Origin of the sequence: Brevibacillus sp. RS1.1, from assembly GCF_013284365.1 — a bacterium.
In the GTDB taxonomy this organism is placed as follows: domain Bacteria; phylum Bacillota; class Bacilli; order Brevibacillales; family Brevibacillaceae; genus Brevibacillus; species Brevibacillus brevis_D.
Map to the genome: position 1 here is coordinate 1,146,889 of NZ_JABSVA010000001.1, position 21,607 is coordinate 1,168,495.

23 protein-coding genes are annotated in these 21,607 nt (G+C 47.0%); 6 read left to right on the forward strand and 17 right to left on the reverse strand.

The genetic code is table 11. The features are described from left to right. Nucleotides 1-60 precede the first annotated feature (60 nt). Nucleotides 61-1,278, forward strand: coding sequence for an MFS transporter (locus HP570_RS05155; protein WP_173604446.1), 1,218 nt, complete (start codon nucleotides 61-63; stop codon nucleotides 1,276-1,278). A gap of 71 nt (nucleotides 1,279-1,349) precedes the next feature. Here the strand turns inward: HP570_RS05155 and HP570_RS05160 are convergent, their stop codons facing one another. The 7 genes from HP570_RS05160 to HP570_RS05190 all read right to left on the reverse strand — a co-directional run bounded on the left by HP570_RS05160 (nucleotide 1,350) and on the right by HP570_RS05190 (nucleotide 8,727). Then, nucleotides 1,350-3,419 carry a YecA family protein gene (locus HP570_RS05160; protein WP_173625076.1) on the reverse strand — a complete coding sequence of 690 codons (2,070 nt, stop codon included), beginning with the start codon at nucleotides 3,417-3,419 and terminating at the stop codon, nucleotides 1,350-1,352. An 81-nt stretch (nucleotides 3,420-3,500) separates the two neighbouring features. After that, the gene (locus HP570_RS05165) at nucleotides 3,501-3,776 is read right to left on the reverse strand and encodes a hypothetical protein (protein ID WP_015892318.1); all 276 of its coding nucleotides are present in this window, start codon (nucleotides 3,774-3,776) and stop codon (nucleotides 3,501-3,503) included. After that, the gene (locus HP570_RS05170) at nucleotides 3,773-4,768 is read right to left on the reverse strand and encodes a hypothetical protein (protein WP_015892319.1); all 996 of its coding nucleotides are present in this window, start codon (nucleotides 4,766-4,768) and stop codon (nucleotides 3,773-3,775) included. Before HP570_RS05170 ends, HP570_RS05165 begins: the two co-directional genes overlap by 4 nt. Nucleotides 4,769-4,933: 165 nt before the next feature. Then, entirely contained in the window at nucleotides 4,934-6,496 is a 1,563-nt protein-coding gene (locus HP570_RS05175; protein ID WP_173625077.1) for a YcdB/YcdC domain-containing protein, read from the reverse strand. 123 nt (nucleotides 6,497-6,619) lie between these two features. After that, complete coding sequence (locus HP570_RS05180) at nucleotides 6,620-7,567, reverse strand: 3'-5' exoribonuclease YhaM family protein (RefSeq protein ID WP_173625078.1); 948 nt, start codon at nucleotides 7,565-7,567, stop codon at nucleotides 6,620-6,622. A gap of 19 nt (nucleotides 7,568-7,586) precedes the next feature. Continuing rightward, the gene (locus HP570_RS05185; protein ID WP_015892322.1) at nucleotides 7,587-8,105 is read right to left on the reverse strand and encodes a YkvA family protein; all 519 of its coding nucleotides are present in this window, start codon (nucleotides 8,103-8,105) and stop codon (nucleotides 7,587-7,589) included. Beyond that, nucleotides 8,098-8,727, reverse strand: a complete 630-nt coding sequence (locus HP570_RS05190; protein WP_173625079.1) for a DedA family protein — start codon at nucleotides 8,725-8,727, stop codon at nucleotides 8,098-8,100. Before HP570_RS05190 ends, HP570_RS05185 begins: the two co-directional genes overlap by 8 nt. 212 nt (nucleotides 8,728-8,939) lie before the next feature. On the opposite strand from HP570_RS05190, the gene HP570_RS05195 reads away from it, so the two are divergent. Further along, nucleotides 8,940-9,425, forward strand: coding sequence for a DUF2062 domain-containing protein (locus HP570_RS05195; RefSeq protein WP_173625080.1), 486 nt, complete (start codon nucleotides 8,940-8,942; stop codon nucleotides 9,423-9,425). A gap of 63 nt (nucleotides 9,426-9,488) precedes the next feature. Here HP570_RS05195 and HP570_RS05200 read toward each other — a convergent pair whose 3' ends face one another. The 3 genes from HP570_RS05200 to nadE form a co-directional block, all read right to left on the reverse strand. Further along, nucleotides 9,489-9,710: a hypothetical protein gene (locus tag HP570_RS05200; protein ID WP_064203414.1), complete on the reverse strand. Its 222-nt coding sequence runs from the start codon at nucleotides 9,708-9,710 to the stop codon at nucleotides 9,489-9,491. Nucleotides 9,711-9,774: 64 nt separating this feature from the next. Then, nucleotides 9,775-10,599, reverse strand: a complete 825-nt coding sequence (locus tag HP570_RS05205; protein WP_173625081.1) for an MBL fold metallo-hydrolase — start codon at nucleotides 10,597-10,599, stop codon at nucleotides 9,775-9,777. A 3-nt stretch (nucleotides 10,600-10,602) separates the two neighbouring features. Further along, nucleotides 10,603-11,355 (reverse strand): NAD(+) synthase, encoded by a 753-nt coding sequence (gene nadE / locus HP570_RS05210; RefSeq protein ID WP_173625082.1) that lies wholly within the window; start codon nucleotides 11,353-11,355, stop codon nucleotides 10,603-10,605. Between the two features lie 132 nt (nucleotides 11,356-11,487). Here nadE and map point away from each other — a divergent pair, with 132 nt between their 5' ends. The 3 genes from map to HP570_RS05225 all read left to right on the forward strand — a co-directional run bounded on the left by map (nucleotide 11,488) and on the right by HP570_RS05225 (nucleotide 14,050). After that, nucleotides 11,488-12,234: a type I methionyl aminopeptidase gene (gene map / locus HP570_RS05215; RefSeq protein WP_064203411.1), complete on the forward strand. Its 747-nt coding sequence runs from the start codon at nucleotides 11,488-11,490 to the stop codon at nucleotides 12,232-12,234. Nucleotides 12,235-12,413: 179 nt separating this feature from the next. After that, nucleotides 12,414-13,439: an LLM class flavin-dependent oxidoreductase gene (locus tag HP570_RS05220; protein WP_173625083.1), complete on the forward strand. Its 1,026-nt coding sequence runs from the start codon at nucleotides 12,414-12,416 to the stop codon at nucleotides 13,437-13,439. Nucleotides 13,440-13,453: 14 nt separating this feature from the next. Further along, nucleotides 13,454-14,050, forward strand: a complete 597-nt coding sequence (locus HP570_RS05225) for a TetR/AcrR family transcriptional regulator (protein ID WP_015892330.1) — start codon at nucleotides 13,454-13,456, stop codon at nucleotides 14,048-14,050. A gap of 65 nt (nucleotides 14,051-14,115) precedes the next feature. Here HP570_RS05225 and HP570_RS05230 read toward each other — a convergent pair whose 3' ends face one another. Further along, nucleotides 14,116-14,295, reverse strand: coding sequence for a hypothetical protein (locus HP570_RS05230; protein ID WP_015892331.1), 180 nt, complete (start codon nucleotides 14,293-14,295; stop codon nucleotides 14,116-14,118). A gap of 733 nt (nucleotides 14,296-15,028) precedes the next feature. Further along, a complete protein-coding gene (locus tag HP570_RS30025; RefSeq protein WP_173625084.1) occupies nucleotides 15,029-15,304 on the reverse strand; it encodes a response regulator transcription factor in 276 nt (91 codons plus the stop codon). Nucleotides 15,305-15,779: 475 nt separating this feature from the next. Between HP570_RS30025 and HP570_RS05240 the strand changes: the two genes are divergently transcribed. Further along, nucleotides 15,780-16,538, forward strand: a complete 759-nt coding sequence (locus HP570_RS05240) for a hypothetical protein (RefSeq protein WP_173625085.1) — start codon at nucleotides 15,780-15,782, stop codon at nucleotides 16,536-16,538. 415 nt (nucleotides 16,539-16,953) lie between these two features. On the opposite strand, the gene HP570_RS05245 is transcribed toward HP570_RS05240, so the two are convergent. From HP570_RS05245 to HP570_RS05265, 5 genes are all read right to left on the reverse strand, one after another. After that, nucleotides 16,954-17,304: a PspC domain-containing protein gene (locus tag HP570_RS05245; protein WP_142497679.1), complete on the reverse strand. Its 351-nt coding sequence runs from the start codon at nucleotides 17,302-17,304 to the stop codon at nucleotides 16,954-16,956. 116 nt (nucleotides 17,305-17,420) lie between these two features. Continuing rightward, nucleotides 17,421-18,041, reverse strand: coding sequence for a flavin reductase family protein (locus tag HP570_RS05250; RefSeq protein ID WP_173604455.1), 621 nt, complete (start codon nucleotides 18,039-18,041; stop codon nucleotides 17,421-17,423). Between the two features lie 19 nt (nucleotides 18,042-18,060). Next, a complete protein-coding gene (locus HP570_RS05255; protein ID WP_064203366.1) occupies nucleotides 18,061-19,221 on the reverse strand; it encodes a homogentisate 1,2-dioxygenase in 1,161 nt (386 codons plus the stop codon). Nucleotides 19,222-19,245: 24 nt separating this feature from the next. Further along, the gene (locus tag HP570_RS05260) at nucleotides 19,246-20,163 is read right to left on the reverse strand and encodes a fumarylacetoacetate hydrolase family protein (RefSeq protein WP_173625086.1); all 918 of its coding nucleotides are present in this window, start codon (nucleotides 20,161-20,163) and stop codon (nucleotides 19,246-19,248) included. Nucleotides 20,164-20,551: 388 nt separating this feature from the next. After that, complete coding sequence (locus HP570_RS05265) at nucleotides 20,552-21,472, reverse strand: RluA family pseudouridine synthase (protein WP_173625087.1); 921 nt, start codon at nucleotides 21,470-21,472, stop codon at nucleotides 20,552-20,554. Nucleotides 21,473-21,607 lie beyond the last annotated feature (135 nt).

Genomic DNA, 21,607 nt, shown 5'->3' on the forward strand with positions numbered 1-21,607 from the left:
CGTGCTACATTGAAAAAACGAAAAAGTAAGTTACGAAAGAAAGGTTGGGGATGAACTGACATGAGTGCCTCGTCGACACCCATTCACTCAACACCCGCAGGGACTGCGGCACCAACTGTCTATCGCATGCTATTTGCCATTAGCATTGCGCATCTGTTAAACGACAGTTTGCAAGCGGTCATCCCTGCACTGCTCCCTATTGTGGAGAAGAATCTAGCATTGACGTTTACACAAGTCGGAATGATTTTGCTCGTCATGAATCTTACTTCATCTGTTTTGCAACCATTTGTCGGTTACTACTCCGATCGCAAATCGATCCCTATATTGCCACCACTGGCTTTGATCGTATCCGGATTGGGGATGCTGGCACTCGCTTTCTCCGGCAATTACTATTTTGTTCTCGCAGCAGTCGCCTGTGTTGGGATTGGTTCAGCTATCTTCCACCCAGAAGCCTCACGCTTCGCCCACTTGGCATCTGGTCCTCGCAGAGGGTTGGGGCAATCCATTTTTCAAGTGGGGGGAAATGCTGGGCAAGCTCTCGCTCCCTTGATGACCATCCTGGTCTTTGCGAACCTGGGACAGACAGGGGCCGCCTGGTTTCTGCTGCCCGCGCTATTAGCTAGCGGCATCTTGCTCTATGTTGCTCTCTGGTATCGTGGGCAACAGCGTTTGAAAAAGGCTACTGCCGCACCTGTTACGTATACGAATCTGAACAAGCGGCTGATTGCCTTAGGCCTCCTGATTGTCATCGTCAGTGTGCGTTCCTGGATGAATGCTGGCTACCAAAGCTTTTACCAGTTTTATTTGATGTATGTGAAAGATATGGATTACGCCAATGCCCAGCTCGTCATTTTTGGTTTTCTTTTCGCAGGAGCGATTGGGACATTTTTTGGCGGACCGCTGTCTGACCGATTCGGAAAAAGGAACTTGCTCATCATTTCCACACTCGGTTCACTTCCACTGACATTACTGACGCCTTACGTCTCTGGATTTTGGGCCTTTCCATTGCTCGTGATCAGCGGCTTTATCATGCTTTCCAGCTTCTCTGTCACAGTCGTATATGCGCAGGAGCTATTGCCTGGCAAAATCGGTACCGTATCCGGACTGATTATCGGGCTTGCCTTTGGAATGGGCGGCATGGGCGCTCTCGTATTCGGCTATCTCGCCGATCTCTACAGTCTGAGCTTTGTCATTCTGTTATGCTCGTTCCTCCCGTTGATTGGATTTATGGGCTTTTTGCTGCCGAAAGACAAGACACTCCGCGAATGGGCTCACTAATCTAAACCAATAAAAAGTCAAAACAAAAACCCGAGGACACGAATCCTCGGGTTTTCTTCATGTTAAGGGCTCTAAACCAATACACCTGTTGGTGCGCCCAGCACTTGGGCAATGACTGGCGGATACACTTCAGGCGTACCATACAGTCTCCAAGTACCGTCCTCACCTTGACCGAACACGCCATGGATCAGCCAATCTGCTGCCAGCAAAGCACCCAATTCAGCGCCAATCGACAGCTTGATTGTCTCGCCATTCGCACGTTTTGCCGTACAGCCAGATGAAGTGATCTCTTGCACGAGCATGGATTCTTCCGTGATATCTTTGATCGCCATCGGGTTGCTGTAAAGATTTTGAGTCGCTTCTTTTTCCAGCACACCACGTAAGCGATAGGATTCCGGCAATGTTTCCTTCAACTCGGCAAACAATGGCTGCATGACAGGATAAAGCGCGTATGGTCCTTGCTTATCCAGCCACTTGAAGAACGCCGTCAAAACAGACATCAGATTGGTTGCCAACGTTTTGGTCGTTGCGTCCGTGCGCGTGAAAATGTCGTGGACGAGGAAATATACCAGGTCCTCTCTGCGCAACTGCTCCCATGTGAAAGATGGGCCAAACGCTCCTCTGACGAATGAACGGAAATTGTTCATGACCTCATCGTACTTTTTGACGGTTGCTTCTGACTTGCCATCGGTCATCTCTTGTACGAAGCGATTGATGTCCGCAAGTCTGTCAGGATGTACGGTGTACACACTCTCCGGCAATCCCTCGATCAACGGACGGCGCAACAGGTTATGCACATGCAGGCTGTCATTTGACAACGAGAGGCGCGGACGAAGCATGTCCATTCGGATAAAGCGAGCCAATCCTTGTCCGATTTTATGATCCTGTTCCATTTGCTCCATCAGCTTGTGGAGTTTTTCATGCAGCGCCTCGTTTTCAGTAGCCGCAACCAAAAGTGGAGCCAAATCATCGAGCTGTTCATGGGAAGTAACCAGCCATTTTTCAGCAAAATAGGTTTGGACTGCCCACTGCAACACTTTTGGTGGCAAAGTAGGCTGACTCGTGATAAACAGAGTTCCTTTGGACAAACGAGAGCCAGTTGAAGTAAGAACGCGAATCTCCTCTTCGTTCTCAAATGCAAGCAGCAGTAAAGTCTCAGCGACTTCGTCCAACTGCGGTGCGAACCCTTCCAGAATCAGGCTGTCATCCTGCAAAATCACTTCTGCCTGTACTTCATAAAGCTCTAGCAAGGCATCCTTTAAATTCGGGAACAAATGCTCTTCCTTGCGTGTCGCATATACCCATGTCTCACGAGCACCATCCCGCTTTTTCAGCTCAAATGCAGGGTTCGACTCGATTACTTTCAACAGCTGTTTACGATCTGGCATCGCATAAGTACGACGCAGAAGGGACTCTTGCTTCGGTGCTTCTGACTCGCTTGCCGCTTCACCAAATTGAACGATGAAGTGATACAGCTCTGTCGTATAGCTTCTCTTGCTCGTATCTGCCTTCGCTGCTTCTACTTCTGGATGCTGGTGTAACCACTCGAGCAGACTTTCCTTGACATGTGGCTGCAAAATGATGCTGCCAGAGAAGAGCATATCACGCAGACCGAGATTCAGCAGACGCCCTACGATCAATTGTCCAGGGACAACATTCAACGTATTGGCACGAAGCAGATAGTGTTTTTCTTCCGAAATTGGTTGTTGAACCGTGATGACATCACGATCCACTTCCACGATTTCATAAACATTCAGGTGCAGTCCAGCAAACGCACGGCGAAGATCGGGCTCCATCCGACGTCCATGCTGTTTGATATAGTTCTCAAGCAGCGTGCTTCCACCTGTTTTGACGTCCAATACACACCAGTTGAAGAAATGCGCTGCCCATTCAGGACGTGCGACACTTTCTTGGGTCAAGTCGACTTCTTCCGCAAAGCGATTCCGCGCTTCTTGAATCGTCTCGCTGGTTACATTTGCGCCGACAAAATGGTTCAATCTTTCGACCCAGCCAGCGTATTCTTTTTGCAGCTTTTGCTCGTGGCGGCTACGCAGCTCCGTAATAGGAGTGACTACCCCACAGCATTTTTTGTATTTTTTTCCGCTCCCGCAAGGGCACAGTTCGTTTCTTCCTACCGACATAGAGGGTTTGGATCTCCTTTCCATCCCACGCGGCATGCGCGGGGAATCATGCACAATCCCCCTATTTTACCGCATTATTCGTCATGTGTTCAAGTGTTCTCGCTTTGGTTCATGTGCGATACCCACATCCGTGTTGTTGGTTTCCCATTGGACAATAAATTGTTCCAGTCGATTCATCAACCTGACGATGCGCTGCTTCTCGCCCATGCATGCTGAAATAGCAGAGAGTTGGTTCGTGGCAAAAAGCTCCACTACTTCCTTCTCCATTTCTTGAAGGCGAATCCGATAGCCCGCGATAACATCGCGCAGGATGGCAAATCTCTGCTCTAACCGGATCGTAGCCTCAAGTTGACTCATTGTTGTTCACTGGTCGCTAGTACCTGTTGAATGCCAAGTACGATCTGCTCATGCTTATGTTTCTCTTTCATCAGCACTTCTATAGCTTGCATATTGCTTTGTTGAAAATGAGCGACAACTTCTTGGGACATTTCTTGGTTTCTTGTCTCCAAGCGGCTGATAGCTTCTTGCATCAGTTTTTGTACTTCCTCGAGAACTTGCTGGTTGGTAATGGTAGACATAGTAGCTTCCTCCTTGGTAAATAGTTGTTCTGGTTGTTGTTCCACCTGGTGTAAGGGATTCGCTGGTTCTTCCGATGCAATTTCTTCTGAGACGGACTCGCTGTTTCCTATCGATACAGAAGGGGCAGCAACAGCAACCTCGAGGGCCGCCTGCTCTTCCTTGGAATCTTCGCTACGAGCAATGATGTACATGGTATCACCGTCAATGCGGAAGCGGTCATCTTGCGCAGGGAGAAAAGCAGCATCTGAAGCAATTCCAACTTCCTGCTCCAGAAAATGGACTAATGTGCGAGCAGCTACCTGTGTAATGCCATTGTCGCGGCAAAACGCATACACTTGGTCATTGCCCAAAGTCCACTCTGCCAAAAACCATCTGCTATCGCCTTGATATTGCACAAAGCGAGGATCGCGTTCCAATTGCAGCATACGAAGAATCTGATTCCAGCCAAACTGCGTTTGTCGACGCAGCTCTGCGACGATTTGCTCAAGCTTTTTTGGTGTTTGACTATCGCGCAAATAGCGATGAGCCAAGTCGTACACTTGATGTGGCTGGTGAGTGACCTCTACGATCGCCTCTGAGCTTCCAACGCGCACTGGAGATTGCTCCATTTTCAACACTTTATCCAGTACTGTCTCGCAGTCCAGCTCCAAAAAAGCATTCAGCTCATTCGCTTCCATCCGGGAGCAGATCTCCGTACGTGGAAGGGAGCGCTCACCGGGCCGGAATACCTTTTTTACAATACTTGGTAGGGTATAAGTTGGCCGTTTCATTGCACTTTCTCCTTCTCGTGATCGGCATTGTATGCCAAATCAAATGGGAATCAAGAAGTTATTCTACAAAAAGAAAAAAAATCCTACCTACCTTGAAGTGTTTATGAATTCCGATAATGATGAAAAGGAAAACCCGACATGGCTTTACACCATATCGGGTATTGGTTATTGGGTAGCTTTCCATTCCAACCAGGTTTCCTCCACCGCCCCCGTTGCGGCATCGATCTGCAAAGACTTGGTATTCGTTGTCGGTAAATAAGCCAGCTGCGGCAGTTTCGCTGAATGCGTCCCTACCCTCGGATACCAGTATGCCAAGCGTAGATTTGCTTCTTTGACATACGCATTCTTTGCTTTCTCATCCTTGATAATACCGTCTTTACTGATGGTAGCTGGCATGGACGGCAGTTCATTTACTTGCGCAAGGACTACATTGCCCTTCTTCGCGTCCACTTCCAGGTAGAACAATGGTCTCTTGGTAGGGATACCGTCAATCTCAGGATGAAAGGCAAAGCTGCTAATTGGCCGCACCAGATTTTGATCTGCCCAACCCGGCAGATTTTCTACAAGACTCGTCTCCTTTACGGAGAAGGATTGTTCTTTGGACAATAAGTATTTTTCCACAAATTGTACGGCGATGTCTTTTGCCTCATCATGCGTGAGCGGCTTCTCAAGCTCCTTTTCTACGGGACCATCCAGCTTGAATTCAATGGGTGATTTTGTTTTACGGTCGAGCGTAATCCACGCGCTTTGATACGAGTTCGCATTCCATTCATGGCGATCGATGTCGCTGTTTTTGTACCTTTTGTTTTCTTTTACATTTTTGTACGTGCGTTGATTCAGCCTCAAGCCAAAATCCTTTTCGAGCATTTGCTCCATTTTTTTCGTATCTCGCCAGACGCCCATGTCTGCTGTTCCTTTGATTTTCATCGTCTCATTCGTTGTTTTATACACAGACGAAACTTCTTCACCAGTCAGAGCATCTATCGTTAGCAATTGGTCAGGCACGTAAACGAGCTTGCCCGCTGACTCATCGTAGACCAATTCTAAGGATACCTTGTCTTGCCACTCCTTCATTGCCTTTTCAAGCGGTACAGCCTTGCTTGGGTCCGCTACTTCTTCTGCGGTAGGAAACTTTAGCTTTTCTTGCTGAAAATGGACAACCTGCCCCTTTGCGTCAACCATGACCCGTGCTGTCTCTTTGTCCACCCATGTGTTGTTCAACTGTGGGTAGACACTGACAACCGCCAGATGATCCAGCTCAGATGCACGATCGTAAGAAAGCATCGCTTGCGGGGAAATAACATGGTCAACTGCTATGTAATTCCGAATAAAGTCCACAGCCTTTTGATAGGCTTCCTTTTGATTGAGTTTGGTTGTTTTGTCCCGATTCACATCATGCAGGACAAAACTGGTCATATCTCCCTTTGCATTTGTGGAGATGGTGAGCGTCGTATTCGTGGTAATGACACTCTTTCGATCCGAAAGATGAATGACATACCCTGAATTGCTTGTCCCTCCGTAAGAGTCCACATGAAGGCCTTTCATGAGAGGCACGTAGTCCTCTTTCAATTCCGTTAACAAGTGGACGATGTCTTCTGGCAACTGAATAGGCTCCAGACTTGATTTGCCATCATACGCATAAGAAGACAACGGATGCAGAAGTGCCACTGGTGTCGTGACCATGCTGACTGCCAGCACAAACATAGCAGCTCTGTTTCGCTTTTTCACAGGAATACCTCCTCATTACAAGACATTACTGGTAAGACGAGCATCTTGCAAAAACGTTTCTGATTTATCTAAAAAAAGCCAACTGCTTTGTTTTGCTTAGCAGTTGGCTTTTTGTTCTATCGATTAATATCCGCGCCAGACTTTTCGTCTAAGCACGCCAGCGTACGCCCATTCCTCTTCTTCCGGCATGTCCGCTAGTGTTTGGCTCAAAGCGTTCATTTTGCTGTCGATCTGGTCCAGGTAATGGAACATGACAGCTGTAGGCGTTTTTCCAGATACAGCACTGCCCCAGCCGTTCTCTACCTCTCCATGATGACTCAAAATGCAATGCTTCAAGTGCAGAACTTCTGCGTCCCCTAAAGAAATATCTAGCTTACGGCAAATGCCGCTTACCATCTCGACTCCCATGACCAAGTGACCAATTAACTGACCTGGCGTGGTGTAATCCGGAGCGATGGGATCCGATAGCTCGTACAGCTTTCCGATATCGTGCAAGATACAAGTCGCAATCAGTACATCCCTGTCTACTTGCGGATACAGTGGCAAGAGACTCTGCGCCGCCGTCAACAAAGAGACAATATGCTCGAGCAAACCGTGATAATAGTTGTGGTGCATGCGAACGCCAGCCGGATAATGGCGAAGGCGATCGTGAATCTCCTCTGTTGCCAGCGCCTCTTGAATAATCGCCTTGAGTGTGGCACTCTGCAGGCTGTCGACTGCATGGGTCAGCTTTGTCCACAGTTCGTCCACTGGAACGGGCGAGATCGGAATGAGCGACTCCATCTGAACTTCGTCTGATGCCGCAGCCGGTCTGATTCGTTGAATCACCAGTTGCTTTTTCCCACGGTACATTTGGACAGCAGCATCGATCTTCACAACAGATTTGACGTTAATCCATTCCTTCATTTCTGCATTGACATCCCACAGCTTTGCCATGATCGTACCGGAGCGATCTCCCAGCTCCAGATTCAAGTATTCACTCTGATTACTCGCTACGCCCGCTTCCTTGCTTTTAATCAGGCCAAAAGCGACAACACGCTCTCCCTCTTGATAATCCAATAAATATTTCATCTATATGTCCCATCCTAGCTTATTTTTTTCGGAACAGGGTTTCTTCCAGCTTTTTCACTATTTTCTTGCCGACTAAATCATCCGCTGATCGAACCACCTTCGTAATGACAGCCAAAAGGTCTTCTTCGCCATTCCAATGCTCACGTACAATCGATTCATCGATATCCACCAAAATCTTGCGCAAAGCATAAACAGCCAAAATAACGTCATCCACTAGTCCGAATCCGCCCACTAATGCCTCTGGAATAAAATCAATCGGGGTAATGAAGTAGGCAACGGCTACACCCGCTAACGCTTTTGATTGAACTCCTACGCGCTTGTCTAGCATAAGACGGGCCAAGAGAACAAACAAATCTGGTGCAAGCAATATAAAGTTGGCTACAGAATCATTGATTCCCTTGTCTCTAATGAACGTTTCGATTTTCTCACGCAATTTATCATAAAAACGCTGGTGTTTTTCCGGTAATACGACAGGTACCAGTTCCGTTGGCTTGCGAACCACAGGCAGTAGATTTTCGTTGCGATTTTCTTCACTCATTCTGATCCCTCCGTAATTGCTTTTTTACATTCGCCTTGTGTCTGAAATACGACCAAGCTGCGATCAATGCCAGCAAAGCGATAAAGAAGATCGCAAGGTTACGGGCAATCAAATCAAACAGCTCATCCCAACGTTCTCCTAATTGCCAGCCAAGCGTCACAAAAAGCAAACTCCAAATCAGCCCTCCCAAATAGGTATAGAGCATGAAAGTCGGAAATGGCAATCGCGTGATCCCGGCAAAATAGGCCGTAAACTGACGGACACCAGGGATAAAATAGCCCAGCGGAAGCGCCCATTTTCCGACGCGATTAAACCACTCTTCTGTTTTTTTGTAAACGGTATAGCCCATCCCCAATCGTTTCCCATATCGCTCGAGAAAAGCGTAGCCTAGCGTTCTGCCGATCCAGTATGCTGCCGTCATCGCTGTAACGGAACCGAGAAAGCAGACAAAAAAAGTAGGACAATATTCCAATTTCCCCGTTGAAACAAGGAATCCTGAAAAAACAAGCAGCGTTTCTTCTGGCAAGGGCATCCCCAAAATTCCTAGAAAGAACAATCCAAACAAGGCGCCATACCCATATTGCGCAATATAATCACCGAAGGTTCCCATTACACCTTCCACAAATGTCACCACTTTTCCAGCAAGCTACCCTCTTCCATTATGCCAAAAGAAAGGCGCATTCACAAATAAGAGCTCCTATAGCAACTATTAATTTTTGCCAACTTGGAGATACTCTACAACATCAACCGAAAAACGAATCCAGCTTCACCATTCGCCATGCCCTTAGGGGATTTTACGGACAAATGACTTGGAACAAACGAGGGATAGCACGGATGTGGAAAAAAGCATATCGAAAGCTAAAATTCGAATACTACAAGGTACTGAGAATGAAAGGGGCGCCAGCTTTCGTCGCCCGCGGATTTTCGCTCGGAATCTTTATCGAGTTTATTACCCTGCCTACTTTTGGCATCGCGTTTCTGTTGCTCTTCCCACTCTGCAAGCTGTTTCGCGCCAGTTTTCCCGCTGGTTTGGTTGCGTTTGTCATCGGAAAGCTCATCTTACCGCTCTTCATTCTTTTCAATTACAATATTGGATACGTGTTGATTGGCAAACCGTTACAAGGACATTTGAACCATCACGAGTCTGGGATGCCATGGCTTGTCTGGGTGAAAGAAAAAGGACTTATCTATTTTACAGGAAGTGCCATCATGGGGGTGATTGTCGCGTTCGCGAGCTACTTTCTCGTTTTAACTGGCCTTCAATTATATCGCCGCAAGAAATTACGGCGCTCATTACCTGAGGAAAGTCCTTCCCCTTAATTGCTGGAACGAAAAAGACCGGTCCGACAATCAATGTCAGTCCGGTCTTTTTTGCTCGCAATGTTATGCAAAGTAGCCTTTATCGTGAAGGTACTCCATGATTTCGGCAACAGTTTTTTCTTCATTCAAGAGCTTCACGGTTACTTCCACTTGCTCTGGGGACAAACCGTTCGCTCCGAGGCTTTCCTTGATCAACACGTCGTTAGGGCGACGGAAGTACGTTTGCAACGTACGCTTCACACGTCCTTCCAGACTAGTTCTCAGCATCAATTCAGTCGTAGACATCTGTTCCACCTCTTTCCTAGAAAGATTTGCGTAACCCCTATTATCTTATAAAACCGTGGAATAATCAACCTTTCTGCGAAATAGCTTCCTTGCATAGTTGATCCCGGTTTTGGTCATGGGATGAACGGAGATGTTCATCGATCGAAACACCATCATACGTCAATTGGGAAAACTTTTCTCCCAGTATGTCTTCCCCTACATTATTAGCGATACCCTCGAAAACAACTGCACGTGCATCCAATAAGTACTGGCGATCCCGTTCAATTCGATGCAGGATTTCCTCGCGTCCTTTTGCAGGTACGCCGTGTCCAGGAATGATTTCTTCTACTTCTCCTTGAAGAACCAACCGTTCGATCTTTTCCAGACTCTCCAAATAGGCACTGCTGTCATCGATAAACGGGAACTCTAAATTGGATAGCATGTCACCGACAACAAGCAGCTTCTGCTCCCGGAACAAGGTCGCCATCTGATCGGGTGTATGTCCTGGTACAGGCAGGAAAAAGACTTCCTGCCACTCTTGTGCATCCTCCACAAGCTTCGCGAATTTCGGCATTCCTACTTCATACGATCTGACCACGTAATACGACCCGTCAAACTTTTTCGCCTTGTTCAGCATACCCTCGATCCGTCCATCGGTCAGGATTTCCTTTTGTGCAATGACTGTGGCATCCGGAAATTTTCCGACTCCGACTACATGATCCCAATCACCGTGTGTCAGGACGAGAATAAGCTCTCTCCCATTCCTCTCACGCTGCACATAATCAGCAATCGCCTCTACCTCATGGGGAAAATAGGCCGGATCAAACAAGTAAATACGTTGCTCGGTTGAGACGACTGCACTTGTCGTTTGCCACAGACAACTTGTAAACAGCCTGTAGGTCTCTGCCATATTTTATATACCTGGCATGATGTTGCGCTTATGCTCAGAGATTCGATGCAGGTAATCAATACGTTCTTTGGCTTCCGGTCGAGTTTCTCCTGTAATCAGCAAACGATCCAGATCCTCATAAGTGAAGCCCATCTCCTGTTCATCCGTCTGCCCTTCCCACAAATCAGCAGAAGGCGGCTTCGTGATGATCTCTCCAGGCACCCCGAGCTCAGCAGCAAGAATTCGCATCTCATGCTTCGTCAGGCTAGCTACTGGGTTAAAGTCAGCAAGACCGTCTCCGCCTTTTGTCATATAACCAACATGAATCTCGCTGCGGTTGCACGTATCCGCTACCAAGTATCCCTTTTGGTTAGCGATGGCATACAGCACTGTCATGCGCAAGCGAGCCTTTGTATTTCCCTTTGTTTTGTCATCAAGCCCAAGTACACCTTCGATAACAGGAACCAAAGCGTCGTAGGCTGCCCCTACATCTACCGTGTGCAAATTCATTCCAATCGCTTCAGCAAGTTGCTTGGAATCTGTTTCATGAACGGTTTGCGAGTATGCAGGCAACCAAACGCCAATGACACGTTCAGAGCCTAAAGCACGCACACACAACGCTGCTGTAACGGCACTGTCAATTCCACCAGAAATACCGACGACTGCACCGCCGAGGCCATTTCCATCAATTTGCTCACGAATAAAGGCAATACGTTTTTCCACGTCTTCTTTTACATGAATCTGGTAGTTCGCCAGATGCTCTTGAAACTTGTCCACGCTACCTACCCCCAGGGTTGATTATTTCTTCCTCATCCTACCATGCCGTTTTCGGTGTGGCAATTGGCGCAGAACGGCACTACACTATATACTATAGAGAGATCTTGACTAACGAGGAGAAGGAGAGAGTCGATGATTATCCTCAAGACACCTGAAGAAATTGAACTCATGCATGCAGCAGGCAAGGTTTTGGCTGCTTGTCATCGTGAGATTGCCAAGATGATTCGTCCAGGCATTTCTACCTGGGAGATTGATCAATTCGTAGAAGAATTTTTGGCTAAAAATGGCGCGACCCCTGAGCAAAAAGGGTTTCATGGATATCCCTATGCCACATGTGGTTCAGTCAATGATGTCATCTGCCATGGCTTCCCGAAAAAAGAGCCTCTGCGTGATGGCGATATCGTCACAATCGACATGGTTGTTCGAAAAAATGGTTGGCTGGCTGACTCCGCTTGGTCTTATGAAGTGGGAACTGTGTCCCCGGAAGCGAAAAGACTGCTGGAAGTCACTGAAAAATCGCTGTATCTCGGTATTGAGCAAGCTGTCGTAGGCAATCGGATCGGTGACATTTCCCACGCCATCCAAACGTATGCGCAAGAACAAGGCTACTCCGTCGTGCGCGATTTTACCGGACATGGTATTGGTCAGGAAATGCATGAGGAGCCGTTCGTTCCTCACTTTGGCCCTCCTGGCAGAGGACAACGCCTTAAAGAAGGCATGGTTATTACCATTGAGCCCATGCTGAACATCGGGACGTACCATGCGAAGGTCGATGAAGATGGTTGGACAGCACGTACACGCGATGGGAAGCTCTCCGCTCAATACGAGCATACCCTCGCTATTACCGCGAATGGACCTGTTATCTTAACAAAACAATAAGGAAGTACGAAGAGCCCTTGCATTGTCAGGGCTTTTTCTTTTTCTCCCAATGTGCTTGTTCGCACATCCAAGTGTTGACATCCCTTCTGCCGCTCCGTATGATGCAAGTACGTTTTGTTACTACCTAGTAACAAAGTTATCCGACCAGCAACCGCTAAGCACAAGGAGGGTTCCAACCCATGTCCGATACAATCTCGTCTAAGCCACTTCGAGAGATTCCATTGTCCGTTCTCGATTTAGCACCCATTACGGAGGGTAGCAACGCTGCTGAATCGTATAAAAACAGTCTCAATCTGGCACAACAGGTGGAAAAATGGGGCTTTACACGTTATTGGCTCGCCGAACACCACGCAATGCCCAGCGTAGCCAGCTCTGCTACTTCTGTTCTCATTGGTTACATTGCCGGCGGCACCAGCAAAATCCGTGTAGGTTCAGGCGGCATCATGCTGCCCAACCATGCTCCACTCGTGATCGCCGAGCAATTCGGGACACTGGAGTCCCTCTATCCAGGCCGGATCGACTTAGGTCTAGGACGCGCACCCGGGGCGGACCAACGAACAGCACGTGCGCTGCGCCGCGATTTGCGGATTGGTGGAGAGGATTTCCCGGAGTTATTGGAGGAGCTGCGTGAATATCTTCGTCCACGAACAAGCGAGTCGGCATCTGCTATCCGCGCTATCCCTGGCGAAGGTCTGAACATCCCGATCTGGTTGCTCGGCTCCAGCGATTTCTCAGCGCGACTAGCAGGCATGCTCGGATTGCCGTTTGCTTTTGCCGGGCATTTTTCACCGAACTTCACATTGCCTGCCCTACAGACGTATCGCCATTGTTTCCGCCCATCGGAAGTGCTGGATCAGCCATATGCCATGGTTGGCGTCAACGTGATGGCAGCCGATACGGATGAGCTCGCGAATCGACTGGCCACCTCCCATTACCAGGCATTCTTAAATCTCGTCCGCGGTGATCTCAAGCCAATCCAACCACCTGTGGACAATATGGATGAGCTCTGGAGCGAATTCGAAAAACTGTCTGTCCAAGCACAGCTGCGTTCCTCCATTATTGGTAGCCCTGCCACTGTGAAAAGCAAACTACAAGAGTTGCTCGTTGCTACAGGAGCAGATGAGCTCATGATTACGACGCAAATGTACCACCATGCCGATCGTGTGCGCTCTTTTGAAATTGTCGCCGACGTCTGGAAGTCCTAAATGGGGGATGGTATATGACGGAAGCAAAACGGCCTCGCGTTCCTCGTGAAAAAGCACAAGAGATCATCTTGAACGCTGCTGAAGAATTGTTTTATCAAGAAGGGATCCATGCCGTCAGTGTAGACGCTATTGTCGAGCGTGCTGGAATGAATAAGATGAGCGTCTATCGGCAGTTTTCCTCGAAAACAGACCTGATTCTCGCCTACATGACCCGTAAGCAAGACGTTTTTTGGCAAGAGTGGGAAGAGAGCATCGCCAAACATCCCAATCAGCCACGAGAGCAACTCATTCAGTTTTTTGCTGATCTGGCTGCGCGCGCGTCCAACGAGCAATTTCGCGGCTGTTGCTTTATCAATGTAGCTGTCGAGTTTCCTGATCCGGTTCATCCCGTTCGCGAGTTGGTTTGCTCCCATCAGAAACGTATCCGCGACGCTTTTTTGGAACGCACGACAGCCCTTGGCGCTGCTCATCCATGCGAGCTGGCCTATACGCTTATCTTGTTGATGGAAGGTACTTACGCGGATAGCCAGACGTACGGAACCGATAGTGCAGCGATCCGCATGGTTCCTGCCATCGTAGAAAAAGTTTTGGACCAAGCGCTTCCCAATTAAAAAAGTGGCTCCCTGCCTTCTTCTGGCAGTTGCCACTTCCTCTTTTTGTCGATCATACAGCTGTTTTAGCGCTGAGCGCTGGTCGCATACTTGTCTTGTTTCGACGTCATTGCTTCTAATTCTTTGACGTCTTGTTCCAAGTCATGGATGTCTTCTTCAATCAGTTTTTTCAGATGTTGCTTTTCCCGCAAAATTTTGCGGGTTTGCTCCAAACGCTGATTCAAATCGAACACGCCGAGATACACTGCTTTTCCCTCCCTATGTAGGTTTTCCACCTTACATGTTATGCAGCGATCTCCAGAAGTTGCTGACCATTTTTTTGTGGGATCAAAATTAGGTAAACTGGAAAGAGACTTCTTGTGGCTTTTACCTGAACGAAACGCTCGGTAATCAATAAGGCCATTCTTTCAGAGAAAGCAGATAATAACGTGGGCGGCGAGACCGAGCAAGCCGATCAAAAGCATGGTACGTCTGCCGACCCAATCAGATCGGTCCGCTAATCGGCGTGTAGCTATGAGATGATTCCTGAATTTATCAGGGGTCATCTTTTTTATGTTCGATGGTTACATTTGGAATGGATATGGATTTTTCAGTTTTTCTGTTTCGACTCATTTTCCGTAACCTCACTTATTTCTCGTTAATAAATCGAAACACAAAAACCCGCTAGACAGTCACTTTTTTCAAGGTATCTGTCTAGCGGGTCACAGTTCATCTTATACATTAATAAAACATTTAATAAATGGTACTACTTTTTTATGAAACTTGACACCAAAAGCAGAATTAAACCTGGTAGGGATGTGTAGTACCACGCTTCTTTTGGAGCAATGCCCAATGGAACAACTACTCCTGAAAAAAGTAACACTATACCAAGAATTCCTATTAGTCTTTTTTTAAGAATCATTAAATTTCTCCTTTGATTCAGTATAGAGACCCAGTGCCTCACTTGCTAAATAAAATAATATTAACTTTGTTCTTTTATCAACTTTCAATTTTAAAAAAAATGTTTCTCACATGAGCTCTGACTGTTGAAAGGCTTATATGCTGTGATTTAGAGATTTCAGAATCAGATAATCCCTGTCCAATCAACCGAAGTACTTCTTTTTCTCTTCTACTAAGTAGGAACAATCTTTTTACTTGTTCATCAGATATGTTAATAGGATTCTTCCAATTGCTTAAGCTGTTTGAAATAAACTTTGATAAAAGCTCAAGGAATGTTATAGCAGGAGTTGGATGTATCCACTCCTGTGAGAACATCCCAACAATCCAACAATTTGATCAAATTGATTATATATCGGACAAGCAATTGAAAGCCAGTTCTGTTTCAGGTGTGTGTTCTTTTCGGTTTTGTAAAAAACTGGTGTCCTCCGGAGCTTTGATAATGATAATGCGGTTATCCCTATCGCAGAATCAGTATACAAGTTCACGAATTGAAGATCTTTAAAATCATCTGATACATGTGAATATTCTACAACTAAGCTCTCATCTGTAATGACAATTAGGAACGGCTTCCAATGATCTAATGAGTTTAAACTAAACAACAAGTTTTCGATATTGATATTTTTGATGAATTATATCACCTCTTCTATCATCATTTCTTCCCTTATATACATCTACTTTTCATTTTGTATTTTCTATCAAATTATCATTTACATTAATTACCTTATTATACTTTTTGCGGGATTATTATCATAGAGTTTCTTGGAAAATTCAAATTATAGGAGGGATCGTTTTGTTCAAAACTATCGGCAAATATTTATCAATAATCGCTGTCTTTGCAATGCTGATTTCAATTGTCTCGGTTGAAGAAGTGTCGGCATCCTCTCCACTGATTGACCAGTATTTAAGATTTGATTCAATTGCTAGAAATAGTGATGGTTCCATAAGAGTTGATTACACAATGCTAAAGACTTGGGACAAAGATTTAGGCGGTTCAGCTACCATTCCTCTTCAAATAGGCTATAGTTGGCCATCTCAATACAGGGGCGCACTAAAAGATTACTATGTCAAAGCCAACTACTCGAAAGGTTCTCATGTCCTTACCATTCCCAAACCGGGAGCTTATGTAGGTACATTGAGCGTTCAGGCAAAAGTAAATGCTAATAGATATAACGAGGTGAAGGGTGGAAAGTCAATTTTTCACTACCCTGATAGCACAAAGAGAACCGCTTATTATGAAATTTCGGGTTTTGACGCAGGCGCTTCCTTCTTTATATATTCCGCAGCTCCTGCTGTTTACTTCGAATTTTCACCGCTTGGGAAATGGGGAAAAGTTGTTGGTAGAACCTATCTCGGCTGGAGTCTTTGGGAAGGTTATAATCAATCACAAAGCATTGGATTTCCAACACCAGTTAAAGGGCATTATTATGAGACAACAAGTTGGTACTCTGGCAATGGGTTAAATATACGTGTTAAAGTTTACGTTAGTAGGTCAGCGTTTAACAAAAAAGAAACACCCATTTTTGACGCGACACGCACATACAAGTTTTAATGATATGAACGATAACCAAGAAACTCTTGGCAGTCAATTTTGGCTGCCTTTTTTATTTTTATATGAAATACTGATTTCCTTGGTAAAAAGGGCATAGAAGCCCTTTTTGATCAAATTTTGCTCCCCTTTTCATATCACGCTTTTTTGACACAAGTCCATTATCATTGGTTAGCTTAATACTTCTCTCCCTTGTAAGTTAAGAGACACGAACCTTCGTATGCCTAGACAGCGGCAAACTTGAACTTTTACCCTTTACTCCATGTACATTTGAAGTTTTCACCGACTATGCGTATCAATTGTTTAGTACTCAATTCTCGCTCATGATGATGAAAACGCAAAAACCCGTTAGACGGTCACTTTGTTCAAAGCATCCATCTAACGGGTCACAATTCTGCCCTTGAAGTCCTTTTTTGCTTTAAAGTCCTTTGTATTTGCCCAACTCTTCGCGCAGGCGATACACTTCCTGTACCAAAGCACGCTTCTCCAGACGGTCAATTTCCTGATCCAAATCGTTCATGCGTGCATGTCCACTATATGGCCCATCATGCATCGGGAAACCGTCAGAAGCGTATGACCAATGCGGTTCTTTTGGCATGATCATCGCCATCAGCAAGTAAAGCAAAATCGGTACTCCTGTAAAAACAGTGAGAACGACAACTCCTATACGTACCAACGAAGAGTCAAAGCGCAAAAATTGCGCAATCCCACCACAAACTCCAAACAACCGTTTATCATGACGCGAACGGTATAGTCGTCTTTCCATCATTGTTTTCCACCCTCTCTACAGTATCCGCCTGCCTTGTATCTACAGGATACCCGATAGGCGATTGCGGTAAAATGGTCCGTAGAGGGATTTGTCCTCCGTCGCTGGACGGAGATCAATCATTTGACAGGTGGCTCATAAACGGGGCGGGGACGATCAAACTGTTCACCCAGAGTCGCATACGTATGGCCCGCTAATCTGCTAACGGGTGCAAACGCTGTAGCATCAATCCGTCCTGCATGATACAGCTCATCCGCTACATGTACATGCACTACTTCCCCGATAATCAAATCCGAAGTCGTCGGACTACCTAATTCCACAATCTGATGCAGCTTGCACTCAAAATGAATGCGGGATGCACGCAGTCTTGGCACCTTGACACGAACGGATGGTGCGATTTCGAGCCCCACTGCCTCTACTTCACTGATCTCTGGAGGATAATCGGCAGAAGTCTGATTGACCGCATCCACATTGTGTACGTCTACCATATTGACCACGAATTCTCCCGTTTGGATGATGTTTCGTGCCGTATCTTTTGGGACACTTCCCGGCTTGCGCATGACGGCAACCGAAACCATCATCGGTTCAATGCTGGCGACATTAAAATAGCTGAAAGGAGCGGCATTGACGATCATTCCCTCCCCTAACGAGGTGACCCAAGCGATCGGCCTCGGGACGATACATCCGATCAAGAGCTTGTATTTTTCCTGCCGTTCAATCTCGTGAATAGCGATTTCCATTGCGTTTTTGCACCTCTTCCTATTCCTTCGGTGGCAACCAGCTTGACATGTATGCCTCATCTTCCATTTCCAACGCTTGCTTTGTAACGTGAAGCGGGTTGAATGTGTCCAGCATGACAGCTAGCTCCTGCGTTTCTTTTTTCCCAATGCTCGCCTCTACCTTGCCTGGATGCGGCCCATGAGGAATCCCCATTGGATGTAAGGTGATCGAACCCTCGTAAATACCTTTTCTGCTCATAAAATTACCATCTACGTAGTATAACACCTCGTCACTTTCTACATTACTGTGGTAGTAAGGCGCAGGGATCGCTTGCGGATGATAGTCGTACATCCGCGGAACGAACGAGCAGATGACAAAGTTTTGACCAGCAAAAGTTTGATGGACAGGTGGCGGTTGATGAATGCGTCCAGTAATCGGTTCAAAATCATGCACACTCAGTGCATAGGGATACAAATAACCGTCCCAGCCCACGACATCAAACGGATGGAAGTCAAAGAAGTAGCTGTAGACCACGGATTGGCGTTTGACGCGCACCTCGAAGTCTCCGCTTTCCACATGTGTCTCCAATTTTTCTGGCAAACGAATATCGCGTTCGCAAAACGGTGAATGTTCCAACAATTGACCGTGTTCGTTGCGATACCGCTTTGGTGGCACGATCTCATTCTGGGACTCGATGACGAGGAAGCGACTCTGTTCTGAAGGTACAATCCGATAGGTCGTGCCGATTGGAATGACGAGGTAGTCGCCCGGCTTGTAAGTGAGTGTGCCGAAAATCGTTTGCAGCTCTCCCTCGCCTTGATGGACAAAGACGACTTCATCCCCATCCGCATTGCGATAAAAGTAATCCATCGGCTCTGTCGGTGCGCAGACTGCCATGACGACATCGTTATTCCCCAGCATGTAGCGACGTCCAAAAATCGGGTCCCCACCCGGCTGAACATCAAACGTTTTAAAATGCTGATGCTTTAAATCAACCTGCTCCACATATTCCAAACGGACGTCTGCGTATTTGCGCGTCTCCCTCACTTGGGTAGGCGGATTGTGGTGATACAGAATCGATTGAATCCCAGAAAAACCTTTGGTTCCCATCACTTGCTCGCGGTACAGCCCCCCATCCGCCTTGTAAAACGTCGTATGCCGCTTTTGTGGAACTTCCCCCATTCGATGATAAAAAGCCATACGTTCCTTCCTCCTTTTTCATCCCTATTTACAAATCGTATTGCGAAGCACACCGAGGCGTTCCACCTCTAGCTCCACTACATCACCTGGCGCAAGCCAAGCATACTGCTCTGTCCCCAGCTCCAAAATGCAGCCAGTCCCTACTGTCCCCGACCCAATAACATCTCCGGGATACAAGGAGCAATCCTCCGAAGCACGGGCAATCATTTCAGCGAATGTATAGTGAATGTCTTTGAAGTTTCCTTTCGAATACTCTCTACCATTGATGCGTGCCACCATCTCCAGATCGTAGCGGCTGCCCTTTTCGCCTGTGAGGCGTACATCCGCCAGCTCCTCCAGTGTAACCAGCCACGGTCCCATGGACGTTGCGAAGTCTTTACCCTTGGCAGGTCCTAAGCCGACCTTGACCTCCTCCCGCTGTATATCCCGGGCGCTCCAGTCGTTTAAGATACAATATCCTGCGATGTGCTCTTCCGCTCGTTCTACTGGAATGTTTACTCCTGCTTTTCCAATCACGCAGGCAATTTCCAGCTCATAGTCCAGCCACTCGGTTGCTTTGGGTCTGCGAATATTCGATTGCGTCCCTGTAAAAGCCGCTGCATTCGAAAAATAAAAGACGGGAAAGTGATACCATTCGGGAACCATCGGAAGTCCGCGTTTGGCTCGCGCTGTCATCACATGGGCCTCGAAGGCGTAAAAGTCACGAAAGCTGGAAGGACGTGGAAGTGGCGAACCTAGCTCGACTTGTTCCAAATCCCAGCCATCCTGTGCCTCGTGTGCCGCTTGGAGAACAGGTAACCAGTCCGCCCACTCCTCCAGCAAACCTAGCACTGTACTCGGCGCCCCCGGACAAGTATGTGCAATATCTTTGACTTTTCCTTCGTGCAAAAGCCCCGCTCGCCAAGCATCCCTTTCCCTTTCTCGATAGGAAACCAGCTTCATGAAACCCTCTCCTTCTCTTGGGCAATAAGAAAACCTATATCGATGCTTGCTCAAGGATGAGCGACCGCGTATTAGCGGAATGTTTTACGTAATATCTGGAAGAAACCCGAAGAGGTTTATGCTTTCCGATATTATAAGAAAACCCAGCTCACCCCCAAAGCAATTCCGGTGCGTGACAAATAAAAGGGGAGCCCTCTTTGTCAAAACGATCCGAAACAGGCATCAGGCGCAAGCTGGGTCTAGTCTGCTACTGAAAAAAATCTTTTCTGGATTTTCCCCCGCAGACAGCCAGCTATTCACTGTTGTGTTTCCAAAGTTTGTAACGAATTTCTTCTATCATATCGAAAACGCTTACAGCTTTCCAGAGGGAAATGACGAAATTTTTCGCTTAAGTCATTTCCTTGCACAGATAATCGGGAAAAAATTGCTGGGCTAGCTGCTCCATATCATTTGGCAGCGGCTCCTCCCAGCTCATCGCAAGACCGCTACGCGGGTGAACAAAGGATAGCCCCCATGCATGCAAAGCTTGTCTGCCGATATGCTCCCGTTCTCCCCCGTACAGATCATCTCCGGCAAGTGGGTGCCCTTCACTGCTCATATGTACGCGAATCTGATGCGTACGCCCCGTCTCTAGCTTCACCTCGACAAAACTCATTCCTTCCCCTCGGGCAAGCACACGATAATGGGTAACAGCTGTCTGCCCATCCGGCCTTACCTGTCTGGTGATAAACGAATTTTCCGCAAGGCCAATCGGCGCATTAATTGTACCTTCGTCTGACTCCACGATTCCTTGGACGATAGCCCGATAAGTCCGCTGCAACGTCCTGATCTGCTGCATGCGGCTGAATTGTTCATGCGCCCATTGATTTTTCGCTACGATCATCAAGCCTGATGTATCCTTATCCAAACGGTTCACGGCCCGGAACTTTCTGTTCTCGCCACGCTTTTTCCAATAAGCGATCATCCCGTTTGCCAAAGTGCCACTGGGATGATTTCCTGTCGGATGAACGACCAATCCCGCTGGCTTTGCGATGACCATCAAATCTTCGTCCTCGTAACGAATGGAGAGCGGCATGTCCTCTGGAGCAACAGTCTCTTCTGCTTCTTCTTCAACCATGACTGCTATTTTATCGCCGGCTTGCAATTTTTCGTTTACAAATACGAGAACGCCATTCCGTGTAATGGAGCCTTTAAACTTGGCACGAATGAGCAAACGCCTCGATACACCATACCGCTTTTGCAGGACTTCTCGCACGGTTTGTCCTGCATCTGCCTCATCAACCGTGAAGCTAATTAATTCTTCTAGCATGTTGTCTCTCCTTTAAGTCTTCCCTCCTCCTCAGTATAGCACTGTGATTAATCCCATTAATACGGTAATTAATCGAAATATAAGTAGGTTTACATATAATGCGCATCGTAAGTCTAACACTATATTTTCTCAGTC